This window comes from Actinomadura sp. NPDC000600, assembly GCF_040492135.1.
In the GTDB taxonomy this organism is placed as follows: Bacteria; Actinomycetota; Actinomycetes; order Streptosporangiales; family Streptosporangiaceae; genus Spirillospora.
In genome coordinates, this window is sequence record NZ_JBEUPD010000031.1 from 47,980 (window position 1) to 63,567 (window position 15,588).

The following is a 15,588-nucleotide window of genomic DNA, read 5'->3' on the forward strand; positions in this document are numbered from 1 at the left end:
GAAAGGGAAAGACGATGACCAACCCCTTCGAGGACCCCGACGGCACCTACCTCGTCCTCGTCAACGACGAGGGCCAGCACTCGCTGTGGCCGTCCTTCGCCGAGGTCCCCGCCGGCTGGACGGTCGCCAAGGACGAGGACACCCGCCAGGCGTGCCTCGACCACATCAACGAGAACTGGACGGACATGCGGCCGAAGAGCCTCGTCGAGGCCATGGGTGAGTGACGCCGGCGGGGGCCCGCCCCCGGAGACCGCGCATCTGCGGATCCCCTCGGTCACCGAGTGGGAGATGGAGATGCTGGACGCCGCCGACCTGCGTCCCGCGCCGCTGCCGGGCGTCGAGATGACGTTCACCCTCGCCGGGCTGCCCTCCCCGGACGTCAACCGCGCCCTGTACGCGACCGTCGGGTCCCGCGTGTGCTGGACGGACCGCTTCCCGTGGACGTACGAGCAGTGGCAGGCCTGGGTGGAGCGGCCGGAGCTGTCCACCTGGATCGCCATGGCCGAGGGCACCATCGCCGGCTTCTTCGAGATCGAGGCGCAGCCCGGCGGGGACACCGAGATCCACCTGGTGGGCCTCACCCCCGCGTTCGTCGGGCGCGGCTACGGCGGCTACCTTGTCGAGCAGTGCACCCGCCGCGCCTGGCAGCGGGGCGAGCTGTGGGCCCTGGACAGCGGACCCGCCACGCGGGTGTGGCTGCGCACCAGCAGCCTCGACCACCCGAACGCGATCGCCAACTACCGGCGGCGGGGCTTCAAGGTGGCGGCGGAGAGCACCGCGGCCAAGCTCGTCCCGGACCCGCGGGTGGCGCCGTGGCCGCTGCCGCGCGACCCCCGCGTGGCGTCCCGCCGGGACGAGGAGGAGGAGTTGATCACGTGACCTGGTTCCGCTGCCCCGAGACGCGGCCCTGGGCGTCGATGCGGCTGTTCTGCCTGCCGCACGCGGGCGGGTCGGCGGTGTTCTACCGGCCGTGGGCCAAGGAGGCGGGCCCGGCCGTCGAGGTGCAGGCCGTCCAGTACCCGGGCCGCGCCGACCGGATGGCCGACGCGTTCGTCACCGACGCCCACCAGCTCGCCCGCCTGGTCGCCGGGGCGATGGCGCCGCTGATGGACCGCCCGGCCGCCCTTTTCGGGCACAGCATGGGCGCCGTCCTCGCCTACGAGGTGGCGCGGCTGCTGGAGGAGCGCGGTGCCGCCCCGGTGCACGTGTTCGCCTCGGGCGCCCGCCCGCCGGACGACCGCGGCGACGAGCGCGTCCACGAGAAGGACGACGACGGGCTGGTCGCCGAGCTGGCGAAGCTCGGCGGGACCGACGCCGAGCTGCTCGCGGACCCGGAGATGCGCGAGCTCGTCCTGCCGTACGTCCGCAACGACTTCACGCTGATCGAGAAGTACGCCCGCCGGCCCGGCCCGCCGCTGGCCGCCCCGCTCACCGCGCTCGTCGGGGACGCCGACCCGCACGTGGACGAGGAGAAGGCCCGCGGCTGGGAGCGCGCCACCAGCGGCCGGTTCGCGCTCAGGGTGCTGCCCGGCGGGCACTTCTACCTGGCCGACCAGCGGTCCGCCGTGCTCGCCGAGATCCTGCGCACGCTCGAGGTCCCCGCCGTGCGGTGAGCGGACGGGCCGCCCCCACGGGAGTCCGTGGCGGGGGCGGCCCGTCGCTGAGGGGGAGCCTCCTTCAGGGTCAGTAGACCGACACCCCGTACCTGGACAGCGGCTCGGTGACGGGCTGGAAGAACGTCGTCCCGCCCGAGGAGCAGTTGCCGCTGCCGCCCGAGGTCAGGCCGAGCGCGGTGCTCCCGGCGAACAGGGAGCCGCCGCTGTCGCCGGGCTCGGCGCAGACCGTGGTGCGGATGAGGCCGCTGACGCTGCCCTGCGCGTAGTTCACCGTCTGGTTGAGCGCGGTGACCCGGCCGCTGTGCAGGCCGGTGGTGCTGCCGCTGCGGTACACGGTCTGGTTGACCGAGGCGTTCCCGGCGCTGGTGATGTCGCGGGTGCCGCTGTAGAGGTAGACCGAGCCCTGCGTGTCGGTGGGCGTCGAGCTGTACCGGACGATGCCGTAGTCGTTGCCGGGGAAGCTGCTGCCGGCGGTGGTGCCCAGCGTCCGGCCGGAGCTGTCGGTCCACGTCGAGCCGATGTTGGTGCAGTGTCCGGCCGTGACGAAGTAGTACGTGCTGCCGCTCCTGACGTTGAAGCCGAGCGAGCAGCGGGCGCCGCCGGTGTAGATCGCCTCGCCGCCGCGGGTGAAGGTCTGGAACTTCCCTGCGACGGTCTCGGTGCGGACCGCGGCGCCCTGCTTGGCGGCAGCGGCCCGGACCTTCTTGAGCTTGGCGCCCTTGACCGTGCTGTCGACGCTGAGGACGACCTGGTTGGCGGCCGGGTCGACGGCCCAGGCGGTGCCCGGGACGGTCGCGTCGCGCTTGAGCGCGGCCTCGACCTTCTTCAGGTCGGCGCCGCTGCGCGCGACGGTCTTCGGCACCGCGCCCGCGGCGCGGACCGCCTGCGCGGCCTGCGCGTCGGTGACCGTGACGACCAGCTTGCCGTCCTGGAGGTAGGAGCCCGCGCTGCGGGTGCCCAGCTGGTGCGCCAGGGCGGTCGCGACGTCGCCGGGAGCGGCGGGGGCGGCGGGAGCGGCGGGGGACGCGGACGCGGCGGGGGCGGTGGCGAGGGTGGCTGCCACCAGACCGGCCGCCGCCGTGGTGACGGCGGCGGCGCCGACGCGCCTGTGACGGATCTTCACTTGTGCCTCCACGGGGGATCGGGCGCACCCGGGTGGTGCGCCGGAGGTCACCGACATGGTGTAAGAACCGTCAAGTCGGACGTAAGACGCAGAAGGTGACCAATTCGGCGCGTGCGCGTTGGCACTCTCGGAGCGGCGTCCGTGGTCAGTCCGGCAATACCAACCCGCCGCTCGCCGGCCCGGAACGGAGTCCGGCCCTGGTCCTTCCGCCGGAAAGGCCGAAGGACCAGGGCCGAAACTCACGTGGCCTCCCGCCGCCTGGGAGCTCCGGCGGGCCGCCTGGGGCCGCTAGTAGACCTCGGCCCCGAACGCCGACAGCGCCTCGGTCACGGGCTGGAAGAACGTGACGCCGCCGGAGGAGCAGTCACCGCTGCCCCCGGAGGTCAGCCCGACCGCGCTCGACCCGGCGAACAGCGGCCCGCCGCTGTCGCCCGGCTCGGCGCACACCGTCGTCTGGATGAGGCCGCTGACGCTGCCCTCCTGGTAGTTCACCGTCTGGTCGAGCGCGGTGACCTGCCCGTCGTGGACGCCGGTGGTGCTGCCGCTGCGGGTCACGGTCTCGCCGACCGTGGCGTCCGCGGCGCCGGTGATGTCCTGGAACTGGCCGTTGACCGTGACGCCGCCCTGCGTGTCCTCCGGAGTGGAGTCGTATTTGACGATGCCGTAGTCGTTGCCGGGGAAGCTGCTGCCGGCGTTGCCGCCGAGCGTGCCCCCCGACTCGTCGGTCCAGGTGGAGCCCGCCTCGGTGCAGTGCCCCGCCGTCAGGAAGTAGAACTCGCTCCCCTTCTTGACGTTGAAGCCCAGCGAGCAGCGCGCGCTGCCGGTGTAGATCGGGTCGCCGCCCGCGGTGAACATGCGGAACTGCCCCGCGACCCGCTTGGTGCGGACGGCCGCACCCTGCTTGCCCGCGGCGCTCCGCACCTTCTTGAGCTCGGCGCCCTTGACCGTGCTGTCCATGGTGAGGACGACCTGGTTGGCCGCCGGGTCCACGGCCCAGGCGGTGCCCGGGACGGTCGCGTCGCGCTTGAGCGCGGCCATGACCTTCTTCAGGTCGGCGCCGCTGCGCGCGACGCTCTTCGGCACGGCCCCGGCTGCGCGGACCGCTTGCGCGGCCTTCGCGTCGGTGACCGTGACGACCAGGTTCTTGGTGGCCTGGTCCACGTAGGCGCCGGCGCTGCGGTCACCGAGCCGCTGCGCCAGCTCGGCTGCCACCCCGCCCGTGTCGGACCGGGCGGCGACGCGCCCGGTCGGCGCGTCGAGGGCGGCGTTCGCGGCGGGTGCGGCGACGAGGGCGGTCGCCACGAGCCCGGACGCCGCCACGGTGACGGCGGCGGCGGTGCCGCGGACGCGGTTGGAACGGATCTTCACTCTGCCTCCAGGGGGGATTGGGCGCACCCGAGTGGTGCACCGGAGGTCACGGGCAATGCTGGAAGATCGCTGAAGGCCCACGTAAGGCGAGAAAGTGACTAATCGACCATCTACGGATTGTCACAATGGGTGCGGGTTCCGTGGTCGATCCCCGGGGAGGATGGCCCGTTTGGCCGGTTTGGTACTGGCCGGTAGACAGGGCCAATGGGCGAGGGGCCGCCGAGAGCGGCACTACCCGGGACGCGGGAGAATGATCCGGTGACGTTGCTTCTGTCCCGCTCGGACCTCGAGTCGCTGCTCGACCCCGCCCGGTGCCTGGAGGCCCTGCGCCGCGGCTTCACGGCCGGGGACGGCGGGACCGCGGCCCGCCGCGTGGTCGTGAAGCCGCCCGGGGAGGGCACGGCGACGGCGCTGCTGCCGGGCGTGGTCGAGGGGATCCCCGCCTACACGGTGAAGGTCAACGCCAAGTTCCCGGCCAGCCGCCCGGCGCTGCGCGGCGTCGTCTGCCTGCACGACCTCGGGACCGGCGAGCTGCTCGCCCAGCTGGACTCGGCGACCGTGACCGCCTGGCGCACCGGCCTCGCCGCCGCGCTCGGCACCCACGCCCTGGCGCGTCCGGCCGCCGGGGCGGTCGCGGTGATCGGCGCGGGCGCGCAGGCCGAACTGGTCCTGCGGGGGCTGAGCGGGCTGCGGGAGGTGCGCGGCCTCGCCGTGTGCGACCTCGACGCCGGCCGCGCCGCGGACTTCGCCGCGCGGCACGGCGCCCGGCTGGGCGTGCCCGCGGCCGTGGCGCCGGACCCGCGCGCCGCCGTCCGGGACGCCGAGATCGTCGTCATGGCCACCTGGGCGCGCAGCCCCCTCCTGGACGCCGCCGACGTGGCCCCCGGGACGCACCTCACCTCCCTCGGCGCGGACGAGCCCGGCAAGGCCGAACTGGGCGCCGGCCTGCTGGCGGGCGCCCGCGTCGTCGTCGACGACGTCCCGCTCGCCGCCGAGATGGGGGTGCTGGCGGGCGCGCCCCCGGGCGCCGTGCGCGCCGCCGGGACGCTGGGCGACCTGCTGCGCGGCCGGGCGCCCGGGCGGGCGGACGACGGCGAGGTCACGGTGTACGCGCCCGTCGGGCTGCCCTGGCAGGACCTCGCGCTCAGCTGGACGGCCTACGCCGACGCCCGCGCCGCGGGCGCCGGCGTGGAGTTCGATTTCCTCGCCTGAACCGGTTCCGGCCCATCAGGTGTACGAACGCTAATTGGCGGAATACCCCTCGCTGGATTCCTGGTTTCCCCGGTGTCTTTGCATTGACGCGGTGAATAGTGTTGGCTCCGTCCGGTGAGACTTTAGTAGTCGCGAGGCTGTCGAAGGTGACGCAATGGAAGTTCGATTTAGCGCTGACCGAATCCCCGGTATCGTCTCGCGGCCGCCGCCCTGACGCGCTGAACGTGCTCGGTAATTCCTCTTTCTCAGGACGCGGACGGGTGGCCCTGTTGGAGACGAAAATGATTCGCATTCTGCTCGCCGAGGGCGCCCCGCTGCTGCGCGGCGGGCTCGTCGCGCTGTTCGAACGGGTGAAGGACCTCGACGTCGTGGCGGCCGTCGGCTCCGGTGAGCAGGTGCTCCGCACGGCGCGCAGACGGCGGCCCGACGTCGCCCTGATCGACGTCGGGCTGCCCGACCTGGACGGCTTCACCGCCGCCCGCGCCTTACGAGAGTCCGTCCCGGAGTGCCGCACCGTCCTCATGGCGGGCCGCTGCCGGACCGGCGACCTGCGCCGTGCGGTGGCCGCGCGGGCGTCCGGGCTCGTGCTGAAGGACACCTCGCCGAACGACCTCGTCGACGCGATCCGGCAGGCCGCGGCCGGGGCGCGCGTCATCGACCCCGACATGGCGTTCACCGAGCTGGGCTCGGCTCAGAGCCCGCTGACCGAGCGGGAGATCGAGGTCCTCACCCTGGCGTCACGGGGCGCGACCGCGGCCGAGATCGCCGAGGACCTCGTCCTGACGATCGGCACCGTCCGCAACCACCTGTCCCGCATCAACCGCAAGGTCGGCGCGCGGAACCGGGTCCAGGCCATCCGGATCGCCGAGGAGGCCGGATGGTTGTGAGCCCTCCTCCCAGCGCCCGATCAGGTCCCGGTACAGCGGGCAGACCGCGGGCAGGTCCGCGTGCCGCCCGAGGTGGGCGCGGGTCCCGTCCAGCACCAGGACGCGGCGGGCGCGCATCGCCGAGCTGATCCGGTGCGCGATGACGACCAGCGTGCCGGGCCGCCGCGCGAACGCCTCCTCCACCCGCGCCTCGTCGGCCGGGTCGAGCCGGTACGCCGCCTCGTCCAGGATCACGAGCGGCTGCGGCGCGAGGTAGGCCCGGCACAGCGCGACGCACTGCCGCTGCGCCTCGGTCAGCGCGGCCGGGTCCAGCCGCGCCCCGAGCCCGCCGAGATCGCGGACGAGCGGCGCGAGCCCCAGCGCGTCCACGGCCCGCCCCGCCTCCCCGGGGCCCGCGTCCGGCGCGTAGTAGAGGAGGTTGTCGAGCAGGGTGCCGCCGAAGACGTACGCCTCCTGCGGGACGAGCACCCGCCGGTCCGGGTCGCCCGCCGCCCGCCCGTCCACCAGCACCTCGCCCGCGCCGGGCGCGGCCAGCCCCGCGATCAGCGCCGCGAGCGTCGACTTGCCGATGCCGCTCGGCCCCACCACGGCCAGGTGGTCGCCGTGCGGGACGACCAGGTCCAGGTCCTCGATCACCGGCCGCGCGCCCTCCCCGTAGGCGAACGTCACGCCGCGCAGCTCCACCGCGGGCGCCCCCGCCGCGGGCTCGGCGGGCCCGGAGACGGGCGCGTCCGGCGCGTCCGGCGCGCCCGTCTCCAGGATGCGGCCGAGCGTCACCGCCAGCCGCAGGCCGCTGCCGCCCATGCCGTGCACGAGCGTCCGCAGCGCCGGCTGCAACCCGTGCAGGACGTAGGTCAGCGCGCCGATCAGCGTCCCCGCCGTGGCGCCGCGCCGCATCAGCCACGGCGCCGCCGCCAGGACCAGCAGCAGCGGCAGCCAGCCGCTCACCGCGAGCGCGACGGAGCGCACCGCCGCGAGCCGCGCCACCGCGCGCCCGGCCGCCGCCTGCGCCTCCACCGCGGCGCCCAGCTCCGCCCGCAGCAGGTCCTCGCCGCCGCACGCGACGGCGTCCCGCAACCCGGCGGCGAGCGCGGTGGTCCGCTCGGCGATCTCCTCCTCGCCGACGACGAGGTCCCGCTGCCGCGCGGCGGCCCGGCCGAACACCGCCCCGAACAGCACGAGCCCGAGCACCAGCGGCGGCACCACCAGCACCGTCACCTCGGGCGTCATCGCCGCCAGCCCCAGCAGCGCCGCCCCGGCGGTGAACACGAACCCGCGCGCGACGACGAGCAGCCCGCCGAAGGTGTCGCGGACGATCTCCACCTGGTGGGTGAGCCGCGCGACCGCGCCGGTGTCGGGCCGTCCCCGCAGCGACCGGTGCAGCGCCCCCGTCGCGACCCGCCGCACCAGGTCGTCCCGGAACGGCTCCACGATCGCGGCCAGCGCCGGATACAGCCGCCGGCTCCCTGCCGCCCCTACCAGCGCGGACACGGCGAGCACGCCGAGCCAGACCGCCGCGGTGGACGTCCGTCCCGTCCGGAACGCGTCGGTGGCCTCACCGACGGCCCGCCCGAACACCGCCGTGGGGACCGCCTCCACCGCCGACCATCCGGCGGCCCGCGCCACCGCCCGGGGCCGCGCCCGGACGGCGTCCCCGGCGCTGCGCCACAGGACCTGCGCCGCCTCCCGCCTGCCGGTCACGCCGTGCCTCCGAAGACCGCGCGGTAGTCGGGATCGGCCCATAGGACCTCGTGGGGGGCCGTCCGGCGCACGCGTCCCCCGTCGAGCCAGACGACGAGGTCGGCGCGGGCGGCGGTGGAGGCGCGGTGGGCGACGATCAGGCGCGTCCGGTCGGCGAACCGGTCGAGCAGCGCGTCGGTGATCTGGAGTTCGGTCACGGTGTCGAGGCTGGAGGTCGCGTCGTCCAGGACGAGGACGCGCCCGGCGTGGGCGAACGCGCGGGCGAGGCCGAGGCGCTGCAGCTCCCCGCCGGACAGCGGCGCCTCCGCGAGCGGCGTTCCGTACCCGTCCGGGAGGCGGCGGACGAAGCCGTCGGCGCGGGCGGCCCGCGCCGCCTCGCGCAGCCGGGCGTCCGGCGGCCGCGAGGGCCCGAAGGCGATGGCGTCGCGGACGGTCGCGCCGAACAGCGCCGGCCGGGCGAAGGCGTAGCCGATCTCGCGGCGCAGCGCCGCCCGGCCGAGGCGGGGGAGCGGCGTGCCGTCCAGCAGCACCTCGCCGCGGTCGGGGTCGGCGATTCGGCCGGCGAGCGCGGCGAGCGCGGAGGCGCCGGAGCCGGACCGCCCGACGACGGCGACGGCGCGCCCGCCGGGGACGGTCAGGTCGAGGCCCGGCGCCCCGGCGACGGCGACCCCGCGGAACTCCAGGCGGCCGGGGCCCGGCGGGGCGTCGCCGGTGCCGTAGGTCGGCGCGGGCCACGCCAGGACCTCGGCGGCGCGGCGGGCGCCGGCGCGGGCGCGGCCGAGGCGGAGCAGCTGGGTGAGCACGGGCCCGAACCCGGCGGCGAGGCCGGCGTACTGGACGGTCGCGACCAGCTCGCCCGGCGTGATGCGGCCCGCCGCGAGCTCGGCGCCGGCGACGCCGACGGCCGCGACCTGCAGGAGCAGCAGCGCCAGCAGGCCGCGCGCCGCGATGCCGCCCTGCACCCGCCACATCGCCTCGCCCTCCGCGCGCAGGCCGGGCAGCGGGCGCAGGATGCGCGCGGCCTCGCGGTCGGCCGTGCCGGCGGCGGCGATCGTCCGGGCGCCGACGAGGGCCTCGGCGAGGCGTCCCGCGATCGTGCCCTGGACGGTGAGGTAGCGGTGCGCGGACGCGGTGATGTCGCGGACGAACGCGCGCATCAGCAGCGCCACCGCCGGCACCGCGACCGCGATCGCCGCCGCGGTCCGCCAGTCGATCAGGTAGAGCGCGGCGAGCGCCCCGGCGGCCGGCAGCAGCGCGGCCGCGGCCTCGGTCGCGGCGGCCGGCGCCACGCCGGCCTCGGCCGCGCCGCCCACCATGCGTCCAGCCACGTCCCCCGGGGGGAGGCGCGGCGCGGGGCCCGCCGCGAGCAGGTGCCGGACGAGCGTGTGCCGCAGCCACGCGGTCGCCCGGGCCGCCGTGCAGCCGGTCGCGAGCTCCGACAGCACCTCGGCCGCGGCGGCCGCCGCCACGAGGGCGGCGCAGGGCCAGAGCGCGGCGGCGGCCGGGGCCCCGCCCGGCGGGACCGCGTCGATCGCGCGGGCCAGCGCGAACGGCAGCAGGACGGCCGCCGCCGCGTCCGCCAGCGCCGCGGCCCCGACGAGCGCCGTCCATGCGCGGGCGTGCCCGGCGGCGCGCAGCAGCAGCCGGTCCGCGCCGGCCGCCGCGGGGAGGGAGGTCATGGGGTCTCCAAACACGGCGACGGCCATGGCCCCGGGAAGGGGGCCATGGCCGCCGGCGTCATCACAGGCAGATCGTGATGCTGTGGGAGCTGTGGCAGAGCAGGCTCAGGCTGCTGTTGCCGCCGCCGCCGTTCTCGCTCACCATCCCCTGAAGGTCGAGAAGCGCCATGTTCTTCACCTCCTTTCGGGCTGGATAGAGGTGGCCTCCGTGGGGGCTCCCACGGAGGGTCGGTGCGCCGTCCCGAAGAACGGCAGTCGTGGGGCCGGGTCGTGCAGGGCCGCGCCGAGCGCGAGCAGCACCCCGGCGGTGCCGGTCGCGAGGTCCATCGACAGCCGGTACATGTGCTCGCCGGGCATCGCCAGCCCGCCCGCGTACGGCAGCGCGTGCCAGGCGAGGTCGCGGACGTGCCCCGCCACGCGGGCCGCGTCCTCCGGGCGGCCCTGCCGGGCCAGGTGGAGCAGCATCCCGGCGCGCCCGCTGAACAGGCTCGGCTGGGCGTAGTAGCGGGACATCGCGGCCAGGCGGACGGCGCCGCGGGCCGCCTCGAAGCTCTCGTCCGGCCGGTGCGCCAGGTACTCGTCCAGGACGAGGCCGATGCCGACGCTGCCGCGGCCGAGGTAGGGCAGCACCCGGCTGCCCTGGTCGACGTGCAGGGCGCCGTTGTGGTCGGTGACGCAGGCGGCGAGGTCGCGGCGCAGCGCGGAGGCCGCCAGGTCGAGCAGTTCGGGGTCGCCTTCGCGCTCGTAGGCGCGGACGAACATCAGCGCCGCCCCGGCGCCGCCGTGCATGAGACCCGGGCGCGCGCCGCGCCCGGCGTCCGACCGCCCGGCCACGATCTCGACGCACCTGCGGGCCGCCCCGCGCAAGGACGCGTCGCCGGTCATGTCGGCGAGGTGGTCCAGGACCAGTGCGAAGCCCGGGAGGCCGCCGTAGAGGTCGTCGCCGAGACGCTCCCACCGTTCGCCAATGCAGTGCCGGGCGGCGGCGAGCGCCGCGTCCTCGCGGCCGAACCGGGACAGCACGTACGCGGCGCCCATCAGGCCGTCGTAGAGGCCGATCCCGGTCCCGCGCCGCGGGTTCGAGGCCCGCTCCGCCAGCCACTCCTCGTGGGCCGGGAAGCGGCCGGCGCCCGTGGCGTCCAGCGCGTACAGGACGCCGGCGGCGCCGTGCGCGAGCCCGAGGGACGCGCCGGAGAACTGCTCCACGTCGCCGGGGAAGAGCCGGTCGGCGCGCTCGGGGGTGGCGCTCTCCAGGATCGCCCTCGACAGGGCGTCCCTGGCGCGCTCCCAGCCGGGGGCGTCCGGGACGAACACGGGCGCGGGGACGGGCGCCGTGTCCCGGGCGATCCGCGCGACCGCCTCGTCCAGGAACTCGCGGGGCACCGGGAAGTTCTCGGCGATCAGGTCGGCGAGCTGCCGCGCCTTGCCCCGGTCGATCACGAACAGGGTGGTCAGCGGGGTGAACAGGGCGAGCCGCAGGCAGGCGAGGCTGTAGTGGTCCACCTCGGTGCCGCGCCGGTCGGGCGGGGCGAGGAACGCGGGGTTGGCGAGGGTCTGCCGGCCGCCGGCCGACGCGGGCGCCGCCGTCTCGAAGTCGATCAGTGCGACCGAGTCGTCCGGGCGCACCATCACGTTGAACATGTGCAGGTCGTTGAACACCACGCCGCGCTCGTGGATCGCGGCGACGACGCGTTCCACCCCCTCGTGGACGCGCAGCGCCCACTTCGTGTACTCGGCGGTCCTCGCCGGATCGGGCTCGGGGTCGAGCATCGGATGCCGCTCGGCGAAGAAGGTGTTGAGCGTGCGCCCCTCGACGAACTCCTGGACGAGGAAATGGTGCTCGCCGAGCGTGAACCAGTCGAGAACGGCCGGCACGCCGTCGATTCCGTCCAGCTTTTCCAGCATTTCCCGTTCGCGTCGGAGGCGGGTCACCGCGTCCGCGTCGTCGGCGGCGAGTCCCGCGTAAGGGCGGCCCTCTTTCAGTACCACCTTCGTCCCGGTGCGGGTGTCGGTCGCCGCGTAGACGCCGCCCCCGTTGGAGAAATGGAGGGCCTTGTCGATCCGGTACGGCAGGTCGGTCGTCGTTGTGGCGCCGCGTGCCTTGAGATGCGATTCCAGGCAGGCGGGAAGGCTCACCCAATCGGGGACGGAGAAGACCGGTTCGCGCCGGTCCGGCACCAGCTCCCCGGAGCCGTCGCGCAGCGCGGGGACGAGCCGGCCCTGCTCGTCCAGGCACCGGCGCTCGGCGAAGCCGCCGTACCGGACGTGCAGCGGGCCGCCGCCGATGCGCAGGTCACTGAGGATGTACGGGCCGGGGAGGCCGTCCAGCCGGGCGCCGAGCCCGGCGAGCACCTCCGCCAGCTCGCCCTCGTCCGCGGGGTAGATCGTGACGAGCTTTCCGCTCGCCCCGCGCGGCGCGTACTTGGCGTTGCGCCTGCGGAGTGTTCCCGGACCGCGCAGATGCTTGAACTCGATCCCGCGGGCGACGCAGTACTCCCATGTTCCGGCCAGCGCCTCGTCGGCGCTTTCCGGGCAGCCGCCGACATGCACTTTCCAGCCCTGTTCGGGGGCGCGCTGCGTCGGCGGAACATAGACGACCCATTCGTCCCCGAAGACCTTCTCCCAACCGTCCGGGAGTTCGCGCCGGGTGATTTCGAAGTCGGTTCGACGGGTCACCGGCGGAGCGTCGTAGAAGAGCTCGTCCGCGAGGCAGTAAAGCTCATACCCCTTGTCCACCGCCGATTTCCCCTTCCTCGTGCTCCGCTCACCGGAACGCACTCAGGAAAGAATTGCAGGCATGTCGGAAATGGACTAGTAGCGGACATCACGAATGACCCGTGAAGATGTACCGCCCGCCGGCGTGCGCCCCTCACGCACCGCCCGTCCCGGCGGTATTGAAACAGGTTCTAGTTCCTGCGTAGGCTGTGCGGACGGTGAGGCGACGGACCGGAGGTGACGCCGGTGATCTCGGACCGGTTCCGAATCGACGGCAGGGCGGCGGTGGTGACCGGCGCGGGGCGGGGCATCGGCGCGGCCACGGCGGTCGCGCTCGCCCAGGCGGGCGCCGACGTGCTGATCGCCTCCCGGACGCGCGAGCAGCTCGACGAGGTGGCCGCGCAGGTCGCGGCGGCCGGGCGGCGGGCCCATGTCGTCCCGTCCGACCTGTCCGACCTCGACGCCGCCGCCGGGCTGGCGGACATCGCCGCCGCCGAGTTCGGCCGCCTCGACATCGTGGTGAACAACATGGGCGGCGCCATGCCCGCCGCCTTCCTGGACACCTCGCCCCGGCACATGGAGAAGGCGTTCCGGTTCAACGTCGCCACCGCGCACGCGCTGACCCGGGCGGCCGTCCCGCACCTGCTGAAGGCGGACGGCGGCGGCAGCGTCGTCAACATCTCCTCGGCCATGGGGCGGCTCGCGGGCCGCGGCTACCTCGCCTACGGCAGCGCCAAGGCGGCCCTCGCCCACTACACCCGGCTCGCCGCGTTCGACCTGGCGCCGCGCGTGCGGGTCAACGGCATCGCCGTCGGCTCCGTCGCGACGTCCGCGCTCGACATCGTGATGACCGACGACGACCTGCGCACCGAGATGGAGCGCCGGACGCCGCTGCGCCGCGTCGGCGAGCCCGAGGACGTCGCCGCCGCCGTCCTCTATCTCGCCTCGCCCGCCGCCGCCTACGTCACCGGCAGCGTCCTGCGCGTGGACGGCGGCATCGACGCCCCGAACCTCGACCTCGGCCTGGAGGACCTGTGACCTACCGCGTCGTCCAGTGGAGCACCGGAAACGTCGGGCGGCACGCGATCGCCGGCATCGACGCCCGCCCCGACCTCGAACTCGCGGGCGTGTGGGTCTCCAACCCCGCCAAGCTCGGCCGTGACGCCGGGGACCTGGCGGGCCTCGGGCGCGACCTCGGCGTCACCGCCACCGGCGACGCCGACGCGCTGCTCGCCCTGCGGCCCGACTGCGTCGTCTACACCTCCATGGCGGACGTCAGGCTGATGGAGGCGATCGACGACCTGTGCCGCATCCTGCGCGCCGGGGTGAACGTGGTCTCCAGCAGCCCGGTGTTCCTGCAGTTCCCGGACGGCGTCGTCCCGCCGGAGATGTCCGACCCGGTGCGGGAGGCGGCCGCGGCGGGCGGCGCGTCCATCTTCGTCAACGGGATCGACCCGGGCTTCGCCAACGACGTGCTGCCGCTCGCCGTCACCGGCATCAGCGAGCGCATCGACCAGGTGCGCTGCATGGAGATCCTCAACTACAACACCTACGACCAGGCCACGGTCCTGTTCGACATCATGGGCTTCGGCCGCCCGCTGGACGACGTGCCGATGCTCCTGCAGCCCGGCGTCCTCACCATGGCGTGGGGGAGCGTCGTCCGGCAGATCGCCGCCGGCCTCGGCGTGGAGCTGGACGAGATCGCCGAGTGGCACACCCGCCTGCCCGCGCCCGAGACCTTCGCCGTCTCCGCCGGGACCATCGAGAAGGGCACCGCCGCCGCCCTGCGGTTCGAGGTGCGGGGCATGCGCGGCGGCGAGGCCGCCGTGGTCCTGGAGCACGTCACCCGGCTCCGCGACGACCTCGCCCCCGACTGGCCGCAGCCCGCCGGCGCGGGCTGCTACCGCGTCGAGGTCCGCGGCGAGCCGAACTACACGGTGGACCTGCGGCTCCTCGGCACCGACGGCGACCACAACACCGCGGGCCTGAAGGCGACCGCGATGCGCCTGGTCAACGCCGTCCCCGCCGTCGTCGAGGCGCCGCCCGGCCTGCTCACCGCCCTGGACCTGCCGCTGATCGCGGGCCGCGGCCTCCTCTAGGCCCCGAGCAGCCGCCCGAGACCCCTGATGATCTCGTCGCGGGCGCCGCGGGCCTCCGGGACGACCTCGACGAACTCCAGGAAGCCGTGCACCGTCGCCGGCACCGCGATCTCCCGCACCGCGACCCCGGCCGCGCGCAGCCGCTCCGCGTACTCGGCGCCCTCGTCGCGGAGCGGGTCGTACTCGGCTGTCACGACCAGGGCGGGGGCGAGCCCGGCCAGATCCGGCGCGTGCAGCGGGCCGGCGCCGGGCAGTGTCCGCGTCGCCGGATCAGGGAGGTAGGCGTCGATGAACCAGCGCATGGCGTCCGCGGTCAGGTAGTGCCCCTCGGCGAACTCCGCGTATGACGCGCGGCTCATCGTCGGATCCGTCACCGGGTAGACGAGCAGCTGCGCGCGCAGCCGCACGCCCGCGTCGCGGGCCGCCAGGGCGACCGCCGCGGCGAGGTTGCCGCCCGCGCTGTCCCCGGCGACCCCGAGCCGGCCGGCGTCGACGCCGAAGGCGGCGGGATCGCCGGCCACCCGCCGGGTGACCGCCCAGCAGTCCTCCAGGGCCGCCGGATACGGGTGCTCGGGCGCCAGCCGGTAGTCGGCGGAGACCACGACCGCGCCGAGCCCGGCCGCGATGGCGCGGGCGTGGGCGTCGTGCGTGTCGAGGTCGCCGATCACCCAGCCGCCGCCGTGGAAGAACACGATGCCGGGCGCGGGCCCGGTGCTCGCGGACGGCCGGTAGACGCGCACCGGCACCCCGTCCAGGACGGTGTCCTCGCGGTCCAGGCCGGGCGCGGCGGGATCCGGTTCGCCGAAGAGGTCCCGGATGCGGGCGGCGTAGGCCGCGCGGGCGCCGTCCGGCCCCAGTTCGGTGAACGGGGGCTCCCCGGCGAAGCGGTCGACGAGCCGTCTGACGTCGGGTGGGAGCGGCATCGAGGTCCCTCCGTGCACCGGGGTGAGATACGACGAGGGACGTTAACAGTCGGAATGTTAAGTAATCAAGCCTCCGGCCCCGATTCGTCCAGGAGCCCCCCGCCGCCACCGACTCCACCGTCCTTCCTGATCGGGTTTGGTCTCATCGGCTGAACCCGAACTGCTCGGTGGCCGGATCCATCGTGGACGGGTGGCGTCGTGGCTCTTCTCAGACTCACGCCGATGTGTTAACAATCACTCCAGCGATGTTGGAAACACATCCAGC

13 protein-coding genes and 1 pseudogene are annotated in these 15,588 nt (G+C 74.9%); 7 read left to right on the forward strand and 7 right to left on the reverse strand.

The window, feature by feature from the left end:
* The first annotated feature begins 14 nt into the window (after positions 1-14).
* The 3 genes from ABWI07_RS33425 to ABWI07_RS33435 are packed head-to-tail and all read left to right on the forward strand — an operon-like array spanning position 15 to position 1,613.
* Positions 15-224: an MbtH family protein gene (locus tag ABWI07_RS33425; protein ID WP_149263614.1), complete on the forward strand. Its 210-nt coding sequence runs from the start codon at positions 15-17 to the stop codon at positions 222-224.
* Positions 217-879: a GNAT family N-acetyltransferase gene (locus tag ABWI07_RS33430; RefSeq protein ID WP_235037298.1), complete on the forward strand. Its 663-nt coding sequence runs from the start codon at positions 217-219 to the stop codon at positions 877-879. The genes ABWI07_RS33425 and ABWI07_RS33430 overlap by 8 nt, the downstream gene beginning before the upstream one ends.
* Positions 876-1,613 carry a thioesterase II family protein gene (locus ABWI07_RS33435; RefSeq protein WP_305790880.1) on the forward strand — a complete coding sequence of 246 codons (738 nt, stop codon included), beginning with the start codon at positions 876-878 and terminating at the stop codon, positions 1,611-1,613. The genes ABWI07_RS33430 and ABWI07_RS33435 overlap by 4 nt, the downstream gene beginning before the upstream one ends.
* A 70-nt stretch (positions 1,614-1,683) precedes the next feature.
* Here the strand turns inward: ABWI07_RS33435 and ABWI07_RS33440 are convergent, their stop codons facing one another.
* Both ABWI07_RS33440 and ABWI07_RS33445 read right to left on the reverse strand, forming a co-directional pair.
* Positions 1,684-2,739: a S1 family peptidase gene (locus tag ABWI07_RS33440; protein ID WP_235037297.1), complete on the reverse strand. Its 1,056-nt coding sequence runs from the start codon at positions 2,737-2,739 to the stop codon at positions 1,684-1,686.
* Positions 2,740-3,027: 288 nt separating this feature from the next.
* Positions 3,028-4,107: a S1 family peptidase gene (locus ABWI07_RS33445; RefSeq protein WP_149263612.1), complete on the reverse strand. Its 1,080-nt coding sequence runs from the start codon at positions 4,105-4,107 to the stop codon at positions 3,028-3,030.
* Between the two features lie 258 nt (positions 4,108-4,365).
* On the opposite strand from ABWI07_RS33445, the gene ABWI07_RS33450 reads away from it, so the two are divergent.
* Positions 4,366-5,319 carry an ornithine cyclodeaminase family protein gene (locus tag ABWI07_RS33450; protein ID WP_149263611.1) on the forward strand — a complete coding sequence of 318 codons (954 nt, stop codon included), beginning with the start codon at positions 4,366-4,368 and terminating at the stop codon, positions 5,317-5,319.
* 281 nt (positions 5,320-5,600) lie between these two features.
* Positions 5,601-6,125 (forward strand): annotated as a pseudogene (locus ABWI07_RS33455) (response regulator); the annotation flags it as partial.
* On the opposite strand, the gene ABWI07_RS33460 reads toward ABWI07_RS33455, so the two are convergent.
* The 4 genes from ABWI07_RS33460 to lanKC form a co-directional block, all read right to left on the reverse strand.
* Positions 6,057-7,949 carry an ATP-binding cassette domain-containing protein gene (locus ABWI07_RS33460; RefSeq protein ID WP_502912878.1) on the reverse strand — a complete coding sequence of 631 codons (1,893 nt, stop codon included), beginning with the start codon at positions 7,947-7,949 and terminating at the stop codon, positions 6,057-6,059. The pseudogene ABWI07_RS33455 and the gene ABWI07_RS33460 overlap by 69 nt on opposite strands.
* Positions 7,904-9,586: an ATP-binding cassette domain-containing protein gene (locus tag ABWI07_RS33465; RefSeq protein ID WP_353821007.1), complete on the reverse strand. Its 1,683-nt coding sequence runs from the start codon at positions 9,584-9,586 to the stop codon at positions 7,904-7,906. Before ABWI07_RS33465 ends, ABWI07_RS33460 begins: the two co-directional genes overlap by 46 nt.
* A 61-nt stretch (positions 9,587-9,647) precedes the next feature.
* Entirely contained in the window at positions 9,648-9,755 is a 108-nt protein-coding gene (locus ABWI07_RS33470) for a SapB/AmfS family lanthipeptide (RefSeq protein WP_179847703.1), read from the reverse strand.
* Positions 9,756-9,760: 5 nt separating this feature from the next.
* Entirely contained in the window at positions 9,761-12,322 is a 2,562-nt protein-coding gene (gene lanKC / locus ABWI07_RS33475) for a class III lanthionine synthetase LanKC (RefSeq protein WP_353821008.1), read from the reverse strand.
* Positions 12,323-12,547: 225 nt separating this feature from the next.
* Between lanKC and ABWI07_RS33480 the strand changes: the two genes are divergently transcribed.
* Entirely contained in the window at positions 12,548-13,339 is a 792-nt protein-coding gene (locus ABWI07_RS33480; RefSeq protein ID WP_353821009.1) for an SDR family oxidoreductase, read from the forward strand.
* The gene (locus ABWI07_RS33485) at positions 13,336-14,400 is read left to right on the forward strand and encodes an NAD(P)H-dependent amine dehydrogenase family protein (RefSeq protein ID WP_353821010.1); all 1,065 of its coding nucleotides are present in this window, start codon (positions 13,336-13,338) and stop codon (positions 14,398-14,400) included. The genes ABWI07_RS33480 and ABWI07_RS33485 overlap by 4 nt, the downstream gene beginning before the upstream one ends.
* On the opposite strand, the gene ABWI07_RS33490 is transcribed toward ABWI07_RS33485, so the two are convergent.
* Complete coding sequence (locus ABWI07_RS33490; protein ID WP_353821012.1) at positions 14,397-15,323, reverse strand: alpha/beta hydrolase; 927 nt, start codon at positions 15,321-15,323, stop codon at positions 14,397-14,399. The genes ABWI07_RS33485 and ABWI07_RS33490 overlap by 4 nt on opposite strands.
* Positions 15,324-15,588: the final 265 nt, after the last annotated feature.